This window comes from Sphingobacterium sp. UT-1RO-CII-1, assembly GCF_026711005.1.
Classification (GTDB): Bacteria; Bacteroidota; Bacteroidia; order Sphingobacteriales; family Sphingobacteriaceae; genus Sphingobacterium.
This window is the reverse complement of the sequence record NZ_JAPPVJ010000006.1, coordinates 183,884-198,002: the sequence shown is the minus strand read 5'-3', so window position 1 is coordinate 198,002 and position 14,119 is coordinate 183,884. Positions and strand designations below refer to the sequence as shown.

General features: G+C 37.4%; 13 protein-coding genes and 1 tRNA gene. 8 read left to right on the top strand and 6 right to left on the bottom strand.

Annotated features, from left to right (window positions below; genetic code table 11):
* Positions 1 to 33 precede the first annotated feature (33 nt).
* Positions 34 to 1,341, top strand: a complete 1,308-nt coding sequence (gene sufD, locus ORI89_RS14515) for a Fe-S cluster assembly protein SufD (RefSeq protein WP_268231222.1) — start codon at positions 34 to 36, stop codon at positions 1,339 to 1,341.
* Between the two features lie 135 nt (positions 1,342 to 1,476).
* Here the strand turns inward: sufD and ORI89_RS14510 are convergent.
* Positions 1,477 to 1,549: transfer RNA gene (locus ORI89_RS14510), tRNA-Gly, on the bottom strand.
* Between the two features lie 87 nt (positions 1,550 to 1,636).
* Positions 1,637 to 3,178: an NAD(P)/FAD-dependent oxidoreductase gene (locus ORI89_RS14505; RefSeq protein WP_268231221.1), complete on the bottom strand. Its 1,542-nt coding sequence runs from the start codon at positions 3,176 to 3,178 to the stop codon at positions 1,637 to 1,639.
* A gap of 160 nt (positions 3,179 to 3,338) precedes the next feature.
* Between ORI89_RS14505 and ORI89_RS14500 the strand changes: the two genes are divergently transcribed.
* From ORI89_RS14500 to ORI89_RS14485, 4 genes are all read left to right on the top strand, one after another.
* Entirely contained in the window at positions 3,339 to 3,917 is a 579-nt protein-coding gene (locus ORI89_RS14500) for a LemA family protein (RefSeq protein WP_268231220.1), read from the top strand.
* Positions 3,918 to 3,995: 78 nt separating this feature from the next.
* On the top strand, positions 3,996 to 4,430 hold the full coding sequence (locus tag ORI89_RS14495; RefSeq protein ID WP_268231219.1) for a TPM domain-containing protein: 435 nt from the start codon (positions 3,996 to 3,998) through the stop codon (positions 4,428 to 4,430).
* 6 nt (positions 4,431 to 4,436) lie between these two features.
* Complete coding sequence (locus tag ORI89_RS14490; protein ID WP_268231218.1) at positions 4,437 to 5,258, top strand: TPM domain-containing protein; 822 nt, start codon at positions 4,437 to 4,439, stop codon at positions 5,256 to 5,258.
* 75 nt (positions 5,259 to 5,333) lie between these two features.
* Positions 5,334 to 6,473 (top strand): TlpA disulfide reductase family protein, encoded by a 1,140-nt coding sequence (locus ORI89_RS14485; protein ID WP_268231217.1) that lies wholly within the window; start codon positions 5,334 to 5,336, stop codon positions 6,471 to 6,473.
* Positions 6,474 to 6,551: 78 nt separating this feature from the next.
* Here ORI89_RS14485 and pfkA read toward each other — a convergent pair whose 3' ends face one another.
* The 4 genes from pfkA to ORI89_RS14465 form a co-directional block, all read right to left on the bottom strand.
* Entirely contained in the window at positions 6,552 to 7,526 is a 975-nt protein-coding gene (gene pfkA / locus ORI89_RS14480; protein ID WP_268231299.1) for a 6-phosphofructokinase, read from the bottom strand.
* Positions 7,527 to 7,551: 25 nt separating this feature from the next.
* Positions 7,552 to 9,267 (bottom strand): protein-disulfide reductase DsbD family protein, encoded by a 1,716-nt coding sequence (locus ORI89_RS14475; protein ID WP_268231216.1) that lies wholly within the window; start codon positions 9,265 to 9,267, stop codon positions 7,552 to 7,554.
* A gap of 80 nt (positions 9,268 to 9,347) precedes the next feature.
* On the bottom strand, positions 9,348 to 9,827 hold the full coding sequence (locus ORI89_RS14470; protein WP_268231215.1) for a protein-disulfide reductase DsbD domain-containing protein: 480 nt from the start codon (positions 9,825 to 9,827) through the stop codon (positions 9,348 to 9,350).
* A gap of 121 nt (positions 9,828 to 9,948) precedes the next feature.
* Positions 9,949 to 10,752, bottom strand: a complete 804-nt coding sequence (locus ORI89_RS14465) for a biotin--[acetyl-CoA-carboxylase] ligase (protein ID WP_268231214.1) — start codon at positions 10,750 to 10,752, stop codon at positions 9,949 to 9,951.
* A gap of 15 nt (positions 10,753 to 10,767) precedes the next feature.
* Between ORI89_RS14465 and rsfS the strand changes: the two genes are divergently transcribed.
* The 3 genes from rsfS to ORI89_RS14450 all read left to right on the top strand — a co-directional run bounded on the left by rsfS (position 10,768) and on the right by ORI89_RS14450 (position 14,111).
* Positions 10,768 to 11,142 (top strand): ribosome silencing factor, encoded by a 375-nt coding sequence (gene rsfS, locus ORI89_RS14460; RefSeq protein ID WP_268231213.1) that lies wholly within the window; start codon positions 10,768 to 10,770, stop codon positions 11,140 to 11,142.
* A gap of 41 nt (positions 11,143 to 11,183) precedes the next feature.
* The gene (gene ftsH / locus ORI89_RS14455; protein WP_268231212.1) at positions 11,184 to 13,277 is read left to right on the top strand and encodes an ATP-dependent zinc metalloprotease FtsH; all 2,094 of its coding nucleotides are present in this window, start codon (positions 11,184 to 11,186) and stop codon (positions 13,275 to 13,277) included.
* A 186-nt stretch (positions 13,278 to 13,463) separates the two neighbouring features.
* Complete coding sequence (locus tag ORI89_RS14450) at positions 13,464 to 14,111, top strand: LutC/YkgG family protein (protein ID WP_268231211.1); 648 nt, start codon at positions 13,464 to 13,466, stop codon at positions 14,109 to 14,111.
* The last annotated feature ends 8 nt before the right edge of the window (positions 14,112 to 14,119 follow it).

Here is a 14,119-nt window from a genome sequence, read left to right as displayed (position 1 = left end):
AGGTAGTTAAGTGGCAGATTGAAATAAAATAAAATGAGTACAATAGTAACAGAATCATTATATCAACAATTAATTTCGGCTTTTTCTGAATTAGAGGCTGTTCAGGAGTCCGAAAAATGGAGTTCTTTACGTAGGGAATCATTCCAACGTTTTCAGGCAGAAGGCGGTTTCCCTACTATTAAGCATGAGGAGTGGAAGTATACTAACTTGAAGCCTTTAATTAATACTTCTTATTTGCTTAATGGAGATGTTAATATTGATAATATTGATGTTAGTAAAGCAGATATTCCAGACTTAGATGCTTTCCGTATAGTGTTAGTGAATGGGCAGTATGTGTTAACTTTCTCTTCTATTGAAGAAGAAAAGGGATTAACCGTCAGGCCAATAGAGGAGGCGCAGAACGAAAATAACTTTGAAAAGCACTATGCGCAACATGCTGATAAGTCGGATAATATATTAGTCGCACTGAACACAGCCTTACAAACTTCTGGGGTTTATATTTCTGTTGACGCTAATACGTTAGTATCTAAACCGATTCATATTATACACGTATCAACAGGAGAAGAAGCTTTTTTTGCACAAACACGAAATTTAATTGTTCTTGAAAGAGCAGCAGAGCTTGAAGTTATTGAATCGTTTATTACTTTAGATGGTGCTGCAAGTAACTTGAATAATAAAGTTACAGAGATAGTTGTGGAAGAGGGAGCTAAGATGCAACATTATTATTTGCAAATAGCAGAATCATCAAGTAGTTATATTCATCATACAGAAGTTTATCAGGAGGCTCATAGTTTGTATAATAATTATAACTGCAATCTTCCTGGTGCCCGCTTTGTTCGTAATAATATTAATGTGCGTCTAGATGCTGAACAAGTGGAGTCGCATTTATATGGTATAAACTTAACTTCAGGAGATCAATTTGTAGATAATCATACTATTGTAGATCATATGAAGCCAAATTGCGAATCGTATGAGTGGTATAAGAATATACCTCAAGACGCTTCAACAGCTGTATTTAACGGTAAAATATTTGTGCGTGAAGATGCACAAAAAACTAATGCCTTTCAGCAAAATAATAACATGCTCATCGGTGACAAGGCTGCGGTGTATGCAAAACCACAATTGGAAATTTTTGCGGACGATGTGAAGTGTTCACATGGTTGTACAATGGGGCAGTTCGATGAGGAAGCATTGTTCTATTTACGTGCAAGAGGTATCGGTGAAGAAACTGCGAGAGTTTTATTAGTTCATGCTTTTGCATTTGATGTAACATCTCGCTTCTCAAACGAAGCAATACGTCTGTATGTAGAAGAATTAGTGGCTAAAGGTTTAGATAAGTAGAGAGTATTTTTCCATTTTTATATCATAAAAAGGTGTTTAATGAATAGTTAGGCACCTTTTTCTTTTTTATCTGAAACAAATAGTTTGAATGGCTGACTAATTAAAAAAGGTTCTTACAAACGTAAGAACCTTTTGAGCGAAAGACGAGATTCGAACTCGCGACCCCAACCTTGGCAAGGTTGTGCTCTACCAACTGAGCTACTTTCGCAATGCATTGCAAATATACAAACTTCTATAATTCCTGTCAAGAGACAGCTTCAGAAATAATGTGGCTTTTTATCAGTATTTAATAAGTTTAGATATTTATGGCGTTAACACAATTAATGCCATCAATAGCGGCAGAGACAATACCGCCTGCATATCCAGCTCCTTCCGCACAGGGGTATAGTCCTTTTATTTGAGGGTGCTGTAGTGTGTCACGATCTCTAGGAATACGTATAGCTGAGGAGGTTCTGGATTCCACTCCTACTAATATGGCTTCGTTTGTGAAATAGCCTTTCATTTTTTTTCCAAATCGTGGTAGAGCGCCTCGTAATGCTTCGTGAATAAATTCAGGAAGTACTTCATTAAGATTAACACTGGTTGTTCCTGGCTTGTAAGAGTTTGTGGGGAGGGTATTCGAGACACGTCCTTCTACGAAGTCTATCATGCGTTGCGCTGGAGCAAAAAGATTTTTTCCTCCTAGATCAAATGCTTTTTGTTCTATATTTTTTTGAAAGTCCATGAGCGCAAACGGGTCTGTTAAAGAGTTCGGAATGTCTTCCAAATTAACTTGTGTTACCGTGCCTGAATTAGCGTGAGGGTTATTGCGCTTTGAAGGTGACCATCCATTTACAACAATTTCTCCAGGCTCGGTAGAGCAGGGTGCTATAATGCCTCCTGGACACATACAGAAAGAGAAAACACCTCTATTGTTTACTTGTTCCACTAAACTATAATACGCAGGAGGAAGATTTTCATGACGTATGTCACAGTGATACTGCGCGCTGTCAATAATATGTTGAGGGTGCTCAATCCTGACTCCTAGTGCAAAAGGTTTAGCTTCTATTAACCAGTTTTTATCTTTAAAAAGATAATAAATGTCACGAGCTGAATGTCCTGTAGCTAATATAATATGATCCGCATAAAACTTTTGTCCGTTTACGGTACTAACACCTTTTACTTGATCAAAAGAAGTTATAATATCATTGACTTTTGTGTTGAAGTAAATCTCTCCTCCAAATTCTAAGATAGTATTACGCATTCTTTCAATGATGTGTGGTAGCCTATTTGTTCCAATATGAGGCCTTGCATCAACCAATATGTCACTAGGTGCACCATGATCAACAAATATTTGCAGCACATTCTTTACATCTCCTCGTTTATCAGATCTTGTATATAACTTTCCATCGGAATATGTGCCTGCCCCTCCTTCGCCATGGCAGTAATTAGAGTCTGGGTTTATTATTCCTTCTTTAGTGATTTTAGCGAGGTCGCGTCTTCGTTCTCTAACAGTTTTTCCTCTTTCTAGAATGATTGGTTTTAGCCCACGTTCAAGACAGCGATAAGCTGCAAAAAGACCAGCAGGGCCAGCTCCTACGATAATAACAGGTTTTGCCTCTTTAACATTTTTGATAGTGGGTATAAATAATTCTCCGGTATACTTTTTATCTATATCAAAGACTACACGTAAACGATAAACCGTGTGAGGGCTTCTTGCATCAATAGAGCGTTTTCGAATGTGTAAGCTTTTAATTCGTTTAGGGTTTATTTTTAATTGTTTAGCGCCAACATTCAATATATACAATGTGTCATTTATATAATGTGGCGGTATTGCTAATTCTATTTCTCTTTGCATGACCTTTTTTTAAGTTGAGTTTTTATCTCAAAAATTGAACAAAGTTAAGTAAACTCTGCCAAAATGTGCATATTAGAATGTTTTGGTATATGATTTGTTTCAAAGTTCTTGTTATTGAACATTTTTTTTAATTTTATAAAAAATGGATAAAAAATTACACATGAAAAGATTATTAATTGCTTTTGTAGGTTTATTTACTGCTTTGTCTTTCAGCTCTTGTGGTTATAATACTATGGTTTCTAAAGATGAAAATGTGAAAGGTAAATGGGCACAGGTTGAAAATGCTTATCAACGACGTGCGGATCTGATACCAAATTTGGTGTCTACGGTTAAAGGTGCTGCTCAGCATGAGGAAGGGACTTTAACGGCTGTCGTAGAAGCGCGAGCAAAGGCCACTTCTGTTACTGTGGATCCTTCTAATCTCACAGAAGAGGCTGTGGCAAATTTTCAACAAACACAGGATGCATTATCTCAGTCAATTGGTAGGTTGCTTGTGAGTGTTGAAGCTTATCCTGACTTGAAAGCCAATTCAAATTTTCAAGAGTTACAGGTACAGTTGGAGGGAACAGAAAATAGAATTGCTGTTGAGCGGAAAGCATATAACGAAGCCGTACAAGATTATAATACCACAGTACGTAGTTTTCCAGCAAATATTATGGCAGGAATCTTTGGATTTAAAGCTAAAGGTACATTTAAAGCAACTGAGGGCTCAGATAAGGCGCCAACAGTATCTTTTTAAGCACATATAGTTAACTTTTAAAAGATGAATGTCTGATTTATTGTCGGGGTCATTCATCTTTTTTTATTTAGTATTCAGATGACAATATTTTCTGTAGAAGAGCAAGACCTTATCGTTCAGGCCATAAGTGTGGCTGAAAGTAAAACATCGGGTGAGATTAGGTTAGTGATAGACCGTAAATTGGCTTTTCCAAGTGCTTTTGAAGCGGCTGTAGATTACTTTAATAAGCTTAATATGGGTAAAACGCAGTTGCAAAATGGTGTTCTTATTTATTTAGCTGTTGATGACCATCAGTTTGCTATAATAGGGGATAAAGGTATTAATGAGCGAGTAGCTCCTGACTTTTGGAATGCAACTAAAGAGAAGATGATAACACACTTCAGAGAGAATGCAATTGCTAAAGGTTTGGTCGAGGGAATACATCACGCAGGCGAACAATTGCAAACTTTTTATCCAAGAAGGCTTGACGATATTAATGAACTACCTGACGATATTTACTACGGGAATAATTAAAAAAATATGCTTCAATATATAAAGGCACTCCGGTTAATACATAAACCATTATTTTTATTCATAGGGTTATTATTAGGCTTGCTATTCTTGTCAGCTCAAAAATTACCAGATGTTCCTAATCAGTTAGTGACCGATTACACAGGTGTTTTAAGTTCTAATGAAGTACAAGTTTTGGAAAGAAAGTTACGTGCTTTTGAAGATAGTACCTCAAGTCAGATTGCCGTTGTTCTTGTCAGGACAACTGATGGCTATGATGTTGCTGATTATGCTGTTCGGTTAGCTCAAAAGTGGGGTGTAGGAGGCAAAGAGCATAATAACGGAGTCGTTGTATTGGCTGCGTTAGAGGATCGCGCAGTAACTATCCAGACAGGCTATGGCATGGAGGGGGCACTGCCTGATATTATTACTTATAGAATTATTCAAAATGAGATAAAACCTTCTTTTAGTCAGCAGGATTATTTTGAAGGATTAGATAAAGCTACCGATGCAATCATTGCTTATACAAAAGGTGAGTATAGAGCAGATCCTAAGAAGGAAAGAGAAGGAGAAGGCGGAAGCGTTTCTATTATTTTTATTGTTATCATTGTTTTAATTGTATTTTCAATCATCTCTAAAGGTAAAGGTGGTGGAGGTGGTCGTGGAGGCGGCCGTGTGATGACAGGTAAAGGGGCATCTGATATTTTTTGGTGGACTTTATTGAACAATATGGGTCGTGGTGGTTCTGGAGGCTTCGGTGGGGGAGGTGGCTTTGGAGGCGGCGGCGGAGGTGGTTTTGGCGGTTTTGGCGGAGGTGGTTTTGGTGGAGGTGGTTCAAGTGGAAACTGGTAAGTACTTTCTGGCTATTTTTGACGTTTAAAATAAGAAGAGAAAAACTGAATTTATATTTGATAATAATTTTATTTTATGAAAAACTTAATATTGGTGGGGTTGGGCCTGATGCCTTTAGGATTGCTGGGGCAGGAAAGCTTTACGCTGAGTGGCAGTGTTGGTCAAACAGCAGATAACAGTAAGGTATTTATTCAATACCGTGACAATGGTCAAAATGTTTTAGATTCGGTAACAATTCAAAGTGGAAATTTTAAATATCAGGGGACAGTCTCTCAACCGACACAGGCCATGTTAATTTTGGCAGAAGGTGGTAAAACTATGAGTGATCTGAGAGAAAGTGGTGAACGGCCTCCGATCAATTCCTTATACTTATCGCAAGGTGATATTAAGGTTGAGGGCGCTGATTTTATAAGTGCGGTTGCAAGTGGAACATCTATAAATGATGACTTCGCCAGTTATCAGAAAAGCCTTTCCGTCATTAACGAAGAATTTGCTGGACTTGATGCTGAATACCAGGCGGCGTCTGATGAGCAAAAACAAGACGAATCGTTTATTGAAGGTTTGCGGGAGAAGGCGGGAATAATTTATGAAAAGCAAGGCCTTTTGAATGAGGAGTTTGTCAAGAACAACCCTAAAAGCTATGTTTCACTAACTATATTGGATGAGTTGTTGTCCCCTGAAAATTTGACGAGCTTTGTAAAACCTGCTTACGAAGCAATGGATGCAAGTTTAAAGAGTACGGTATTGGGAAAAAATATAGAGGAAAAAATAGAGAACATGGCGAAGTTAGCAATTGGTGCAGTTGCTCCCGATTTTACATTGCCAGATACTGCTGGTAATAATCTTTCTTTGTCATCTCTGCGAGGTAAATATGTGTTAGTAGATTTTTGGGCAAGTTGGTGTGGGCCATGTCGTACAGAAAATCCTACGGTAGTTGCGGCATTTAATAAGTATAAAGATAAAAACTTTACTGTTTTGGGTGTTTCTTTAGATCGTCCTGGCGAGAAAGGTGCATGGATGAAAGCTATTGCTGATGATCATCTTGAACAATGGCCACATATATCAGATTTACAGTTTTGGAATTCGCCTGTCGTAGATTTATATTCCATTCGTGGTATTCCGCAGAATTATTTGCTAGATCCAGAAGGTAAGATCGTAGCTTCTAACCTTAGAGGCCCTGCATTGGATGCAAAGCTGGCAGAGATTCTGAAGTAAGAAAAATTTATTTTTTTTAAAGAATTTTGTCAAGAATAATAAAGGCTCGTCTGATGTAAGACGAGCCTTTATTATGTTTTATAAGGATAATATCTCTACAATTCGTGTCAGGTTTTCATCGACACTATCAATATGTTTAATTGCTTTTTTGAATGGGGTGAACTCTATTTGTCCACAAATTAAACCAACCATTTCCTGTTTTCGACCTTCGATTAATGCTTCGACAGATGCTACGCCTAGTCTACTTGCTAAAACTCTATCCATACAGGTAGGCCTTCCACCTCGTTGAATATGGCCTAGTATAGAGACGCGTACGTCATATTGTGGGAAGTTTTCTTTGATTTTTTCTGCTACTACTATTCCCCCCTCTTGATCGCCTTCGGCAACAATTATAATACGTGAAGCTTTATTCTTTCTAGTTTTATCAAGGCGTTTCATAATTGAATCATAATCCACCTTTAATTCTGGGATTAAAACAGCTTCAGCACCTGTACTAATGCCTGATCTTAATGCAATTAATCCAGAGTCTCTGCCCATCACTTCTACAACAAATAAACGATCATGAGATTCTGCTGTATCTCTTATTTTATCTACTGCATCTACAACAGTATTAATTGCAGTATCATAACCTATCGTAAAATCGGTTCCTGCGAGGTCATTATCGATTGTACCGGGTATTCCGATAATCGGTAAATTAAACTCTTCACTAAATATAGAAGCGCCAGTAAAGGTTCCATCCCCTCCGATAACTACTAAGCCATCTATTTCTAAATTTTTAATATTATCGTATGCTTTTTTTCGACCTTCTTTAGTACGGAACTCATCACTACGGGCTGTTTTTAAAACAGTACCTCCACGCTGTATGATGTTGGCTACGGATTTGGCATCCATTGCAAATATTTCATTTTGGACAAGACCATCGTATCCCCGTTTTACACCAAAAACGTTTAAACCATTGTAAAGTCCCGTTCTCACGACAGCTCTGATTGCTGCATTCATTCCCGGAGCGTCACCTCCAGAGGTTAAAATTGCAATATTTTTCATTTTAGTTATAGTCATAGTTAAGCGTAAATATAGTTTATTTTGCTTTAAATGCTTCTACTCCCTCCAATAGATAGTTTGCATAACTATTAACATCATAGTTCGCGCCACTTGGCGGAATAAGTACATTCCCTTCGGTGTCAACAATAACATAGAGTGGTTGTGAGTTACTGTTAAATGCAGAGGCTTGAAAATCACTGTTTTTATTTCCAATAGTTTTTATTTTCTTGCCAGAATATTCCGAAACAAATTGCTCTTCGGGTGAAAGCTCAGTTCGGTCATCAACAAAAAGTTCAACCATAACAAATTGCTCTCTAAGTATGTTGGCAACTTTTGGGTCTGTCCAAACATTTGCTTCCATTTTTCTACAGTTGACACAATTCCAGCCTGTAAAATCTATTAAGACCGGCTTATTGATCTCTTTTGCAGCAGCAAGACCTTCTTCATAATCATAATAGGGATCAAATCCTTTTGGTGTCCCTCTTTCATGAAATATGTCATAATATTTTTTTTGTTTACCTGCATTGGCATTATCTGTTGAAGCAGGAACAAAATTGCTAACAGATAGATCAAAGTCCTGCGTGGCTGATGGTGGTAAAAAAGCTGATATTGATTTTAACGGAGCCCCCCATAAGCCTGGAACCATATAAATTACAAATGAAAATACAATAATCGCAAGAATAGTTCGGGGTACAGACATGTGTGATAAAGGACTGTCATGTGCAAACTTTATCTTACCAATTAAGTAAAGCCCCATTAAACCAAAAATTGCAATCCATAGCGATAGAAACACCTCTCTATCTAGCCAATTCCAATGATATGCTAGGTCTACATTAGATAAGAATTTTAATGCTAGTGCCAATTCTAAAAAACCAAGAACTACTTTAACACTGTTTAACCACCCGCCCGATTTAGGCATAGATTTTAACATGGATGGGAACATGGCAAAAAGTACAAAGGGAAGAGCAAGGGCTATCGCGAAACCCAACATTCCTATAGCGGGTCCCATGCGTTCTCCTTTAGACGCTGCTTCTACTAATAAGGTGCCTATAATTGGACCTGTACATGAGAATGAAACTAAAGCTAAACTAAAGGCCATAAAAAATAGGCCTAAAAAACCACCTTGATCTGATTTTGCATCAATTTTATTGACAAATGAACTAGGAAGAGTAAGTTCAAATGCTCCAAAAAACGAAGCCGCAAATAGTACCAGAATGAGGAAAAAAACAAAGTTGAAAATACCGTTAGTAGATAGTTCATTAAGTGCGTCTGATCCGAAGGCAATAGTAATAAGCATGCCAAGAGCAACATAAATAACAATAATAAAGATACCGTATAATAAGGCTTGTGAGACAGCTTTGATTTTAGAATCTGAACGTTTTGTGAAAAAACTTACTGTCAGTGGCACCATCGGAAAAATACAAGGCATTATGAAAGCTGCGAATCCTCCCAATAGACCAGCAATGAAAATGCCCCACATGGATTGCTTTTCTTCATCTTGAGAAGCAACTAGAGTCTCTTCGCTACTTATACTAGTATCTTGATCTGTACTAGAATGCCCGTCAGTGAATACCATATCATCAGGGACAGGAATAAACTCATCTTCTCCTCCAGTATCTTGTTCATTATATGCTCCATCTACGTATTCGATGTCGCCTAATTCTATAAACTCATCTTCTTGTGCAAATGATGTGTTGAGTAGGCCAAATAGTATAAAAGAGAAAAGTAAAATTTTTTTAATAACAAAGCGCATAAGAGCAATTTTGAAGTTTTTCTAAAAGATAAAAAAGGCAGAAATTTTTCTGCCTCTTTAATGTAATTTCTGTGTTTAATTTATTTTATGACTACTTTAAAGTCGTAAGGATCTGGGTTTATACATTGTTCATCGTCACATGCCATATAAAGCACCTGTCCAGTTACTGTCGTCTGTCCTTTTTGTAATTTTACTTTTTGTTGAAAAGTAACCTTTCCTGTATAATATGGTACTTCCATGCCAAAAATATCGTCATGCTTTACACTCACTTTTGGGTTAGAGAGAACCCCTTTATTTAAGGTAGCTCCATCAGTAAACTGAAATTTAAAAGTGGTTGATGTAGGCCCTCCTTCTGGAACTTTAAGACCATAAATATTCCATCCCTTTTCTATATTTGCTACAATATTTATAACTCCTTCTGTTTCGCTGATTTTTTGAACTCCTACTTGCCATTTCACTGGTTCTTGGATTTGTAAGAAAGAGCCTTTCTTTGCTTGAGCAAATACGCCAGTTATTGTGGTTAATACAATGGCTACGACTAATAAACCTAATTTCTTCATGCTATGTATTTTATTTTTAGTCTTATTTTGACTGCTGTAAAGCCCATAGGTTTAAACAGCAAGTAAAATGATGTTCAAATTTACGGAGATAAGTAGGTCTATCCAAAGAAAAAAACAGGGATTATAAGAATTGAACCTCTTTTAAATCGAATGTTGCTTTTTGCTGACCGAATTTAATAATTAACTGACCATTGGGCGCTACTCTTATAATGGTACCTTCTTTAATTTCTCCTTGTACTTTATAGAAAGCGGACTTATTCTTTCTATATAATAATGCGTTGTATTTGTCTAATAGTACCTCGTCTAGTGTTAAGTCGAGGTATTGATAAAATAGCATAATTTCTGTTTGTAATTCTTTACAGCAAGAAACTAAGTTGTAATTTTTTTCACACCCTGTTAATAGTTTTAATGAAGTGGTTTTATTTTCCATCTCTGGAGAAAATACTGTTTGGTTAATGTTAACACCTATGCCGATAATACAGGATCTTATTCTTGTACCGATGAGTTGGTTTTCTATCAGTATCCCAGCTATTTTTTTATTGCCGACATAAATATCGTTAGGCCATTTAACCTGTACATTGCTCACATATTTACTTAACCACGAGTGCGTGGCTAAACTAATAAGTATACTTAAATTAAATGCTTTTTCTATTCCAATGTTTTTAGGAAATAATGGTATGCTACACATCAGGTTTTCGTTTGGTGTGCTTCGCCATTTATTGCCTCTTTGTCCTTTGCCGCGGGTTTGGTGCATTGCCATAATGGCAGTGCCTTGATAAAGTGGCTTAATATTTGACAAAAGTAGCTTTAGGTAGTCATTTGTTGATGATAACTCTTCTAGTATAATTATACTTTCTCTAGGGTAAAGTCCGTAAATTGTGCTATTTTGCAAATGATAATGATTAAGAAAATAAATACCGTTCAAAACTAGTATTTTTTAATGAATAAAAAGATTGAAACTCACTTGTCAGATAAGCTTGCACAACTTGCTGTGATAGGTATGCAGGAAAAGAAAGGTAACGATATAAAGCGCTTGGATATGCGAGGTGTTAATGCTACTTTATCTGACTACTTTGTCATTTGCCATGCGGATTCGACCACACAAGTTAATGCTATAGCAAAGAGTGTAGAAGAAGAAGTATACAAGGCATTAGGTCAAGAGCCCTGGCATAAAGAAGGGCATGGCAACGGGGAGTGGCTGTTGTTGGATTTTGTTGATGTTGTGATTCATATTTTCAAAACAGAGACAAGAAGTCGTTATAGAATTGAAGACCTTTGGGGGGATGCCCAAGTAGAAACTTACCAAAGTGCGTAAGTGAAAAATATTTGATAATAAGCTATATATAGAACATTATAATGAAGAAAATACCAAGTAAGAAAGTAACTCCTATTCCTCCTAAATTTAATATGATGTGGCTTTGGATATTTATTATCCTTGGCTTCATTGGTCTGCAGTATTTTTTTAGCGGCGAGTCTGCGAAAAAAATATCGTACGCCGAATTTGAAGAGAAAATGCTGTTGCCAGGAGATGTCGAAAAACTTGTCGCAGTTAAAAGTAATGATTTAGTTGATGTTGAAGTATACATAAAGAAAGACAAGCTCTCTGAGTCGAAATATGAAGAGGTTGCTCCGAGTAAAAACTCTTTGATGTTGAATCCTGCAGTTGGACCGCAGTATGTTTTTACTGAACCTTCAGCCGAAATTTTAGAAAAAAAGCTTAATGCATCGCAAGATAGTTTGGCAACAGGGCAAGCAAAAGTTTCAGTGGCCTATGAAGATAGGTCTAACCCCTGGGCTGGATGGTTTTTATCTTTTATGCTGCCGCTTTTAATTATTGTTGGTATTTGGATGTTATTAATGCGCCGTATGAGCGGTGGTGCTGGTGGTGGTGGTGGTGCTATTTTTAACATTGGTAAATCAAAAGCGCAATTGTTTGATAAAGAATCACAGATCAATATCACGTTTAACGATGTGGCAGGTTTAGAAGAAGCTAAAGTTGAGGTGATGGAAATTGTTGATTTCTTGAAGAATCCTAAAAAATATACGGATTTGGGAGGAAAGATACCCAAAGGGGCATTATTAGTAGGCCCTCCAGGTACCGGTAAAACCTTATTAGCAAAAGCGGTAGCAGGTGAAGCGCAAGTTCCTTTTTTCTCTCTATCCGGATCTGACTTTGTTGAAATGTTTGTTGGAGTGGGAGCTTCTCGAGTCCGTGATCTTTTTAAGCAGGCTAAAGAAAAGGCCCCATGCATTATTTTTATAGATGAAATAGATGCGATAGGACGTGCCCGTGGCAAAAATTCTATGATGGGGGGGAATGATGAGCGTGAGAACACATTGAACCAATTATTGGTTGAGATGGATGGTTTCGGTACCAATGTTGGTGTAATTATTCTAGCAGCAACAAATAGGCTGGATGTTTTGGATAGTGCACTATTACGTCCAGGACGTTTTGACAGGCAAATATCTATTGACAAACCTGATTTAATCGGCCGGGAGCATATTTTTAATGTTCACTTGAAGCCGTTAAAACTAGCTGAGGAAGTTGATGCTAAGAAATTATCGGCACAAACTCCAGGGTTTGCAGGGGCAGAGATTGCTAACGTATGTAATGAGGCTGCTCTTATCGCAGCGCGGAAAAACAAACCTTCGATTGATATGCAAGACTTTCAGGATGCAATTGACCGTGTCATAGGAGGTTTGGAAAAGAAAAATAAAATTATATCTCCAGAAGAGAAAAAGATAGTTGCTTATCATGAAGCAGGGCATGCTATAGCTGGTTGGTTTTTGGAATATGCAGATCCATTGGTGAAAGTTTCTATTGTTCCACGTGGCGTAGCCGCATTAGGATATGCACAATATCTGCCGAAAGAACAATTTTTATATACTACAGAACAGTTATTAGATAGTATGTGTATGACCATGGGGGGGCGAGTGGCAGAGGATATTACCTTTGGCAGAATTAGCACGGGTGCTCAGAATGATTTAGAACGTATAACTAAGTTAGCATATGCTATGACTGCAGTCTATGGTATGAATCATAAAGTTGGAAATGTATCCTTCCAAGATAGCGCAGGTGATTCTCAATTTCAAAAGCCTTACTCAGACCAAACTGCTGAGCTAATTGATCAGGAAGTAAGAGTGCTGGTATCGACTGTTTATGAAAGAACAAAACAATTGCTTTTAGATAACCAGGAAGGCTTGATTAAAATTGCTGAAAAATTATTGGAAAAAGAGATCTTATTCCAAAGTGATTTAGAGGAAATATTGGGTAAAAGACCATTTGATCATAGAACGACATATGATGAGTTTGTGAACGGCGGAGTAGACGGTGGAGGTGTACCACAAACTAATCTGCCTTTAGAAATGCCTAAAACCGAGCTGCCTCAGGATAAATTAGATCATAGCGAAGACAGAACTCCGGAAGGGAAGTCTAATATACAGGAGTAGGCATGCTACTGTATAGGAGCATATTTATTCAATTGAATAGATCGAGAAGAGAGGCCCACGTTTCTAATTAAATTAGAAGCTTGAGCCTCTCTTGGCCATAAGTAAAGAATGTTCGCAACCTAAGGGTAGATATTGTCTAGAAAGATGCTACCTATATTAAGTGAATCACCTCTTTTTTTATAAACGATGAACAAAAGGAATACGACAGCAAAGGAAAGTATGCTTAAAAATATTAGACAAGCATTACTGGTGAAGCAAGATCATCCCCATAAGGATTTTGAAGAAACTCCTTTATATAAAGATGCGGAAGATTCTTTAGATGTGACCTTCGCAAGGGAGTTGACAGAGGCTGGGGGGAACTTCGTTTATTGTGATGGCGAGATTGCTGTAATAGAAAGTCTGATTCTTTTAGCCGAGAAACTTAAGATAAATAAAATTCATGCTTGGGAGCCGGGTGTACAGCAACTGTTGCAACAATATGGTTTTCCAATTTATACGAATGAACACCATTTTGAAGATACAGATGCAAGTATTACTGCTTGTGAAGTGCTAGTCGCGAGGAATGGAAGTGTTTTGGTATCTAATGTAGATCTGGCGGGAAGAAGGCTTAGTATATACCCACCTGTTCATATTGTTATTGCTAAGGCGTCTCAATTAGTTATAGATATTAGGCATGGCTTGAAGCGTTTGAGCAATCGATATGGCGCGCAATTACCCAGTATGATTAGTCTTATTACCGGGCCTAGTCGAACTGCTGATATTCAAAAGGAATTGGTGTTAGGTGCGCACGGGCCTAAAGAATTATATGTCTTTTTATTAGAAGACAGGTTTTAATCTGTAAA

Excerpts from the sequence above, each read along its gene's own strand:
- ORI89_RS14490 (WP_268231218.1), top strand. The coding sequence starts at position 4,437 with ATGCTTCAATATATAAAGGCACTCCGGTTAATACATAAACCATTATTT.
- ORI89_RS14475 (WP_268231216.1), bottom strand. The coding sequence starts at position 9,267 with ATGCGCTTTGTTATTAAAAAAATTTTACTTTTCTCTTTTATACTATTT.
- ORI89_RS14470 (WP_268231215.1), bottom strand. The coding sequence starts at position 9,827 with ATGAAGAAATTAGGTTTATTAGTCGTAGCCATTGTATTAACCACAATA.
- sufD (WP_268231222.1), top strand. The coding sequence starts at position 34 with ATGAGTACAATAGTAACAGAATCATTATATCAACAATTAATTTCGGCT.
- ORI89_RS14450 (WP_268231211.1), top strand. The coding sequence starts at position 13,464 with ATGAACAAAAGGAATACGACAGCAAAGGAAAGTATGCTTAAAAATATT.
- rsfS (WP_268231213.1), top strand. The coding sequence starts at position 10,768 with ATGAATAAAAAGATTGAAACTCACTTGTCAGATAAGCTTGCACAACTT.
- ORI89_RS14500 (WP_268231220.1), top strand. The coding sequence starts at position 3,339 with ATGAAAAGATTATTAATTGCTTTTGTAGGTTTATTTACTGCTTTGTCT.
- ORI89_RS14505 (WP_268231221.1), bottom strand. The coding sequence starts at position 3,178 with ATGCAAAGAGAAATAGAATTAGCAATACCGCCACATTATATAAATGAC.
- ftsH (WP_268231212.1), top strand. The coding sequence starts at position 11,184 with ATGAAGAAAATACCAAGTAAGAAAGTAACTCCTATTCCTCCTAAATTT.
- ORI89_RS14495 (WP_268231219.1), top strand. The coding sequence starts at position 3,996 with ATGACAATATTTTCTGTAGAAGAGCAAGACCTTATCGTTCAGGCCATA.
- ORI89_RS14485 (WP_268231217.1), top strand. The coding sequence starts at position 5,334 with ATGAAAAACTTAATATTGGTGGGGTTGGGCCTGATGCCTTTAGGATTG.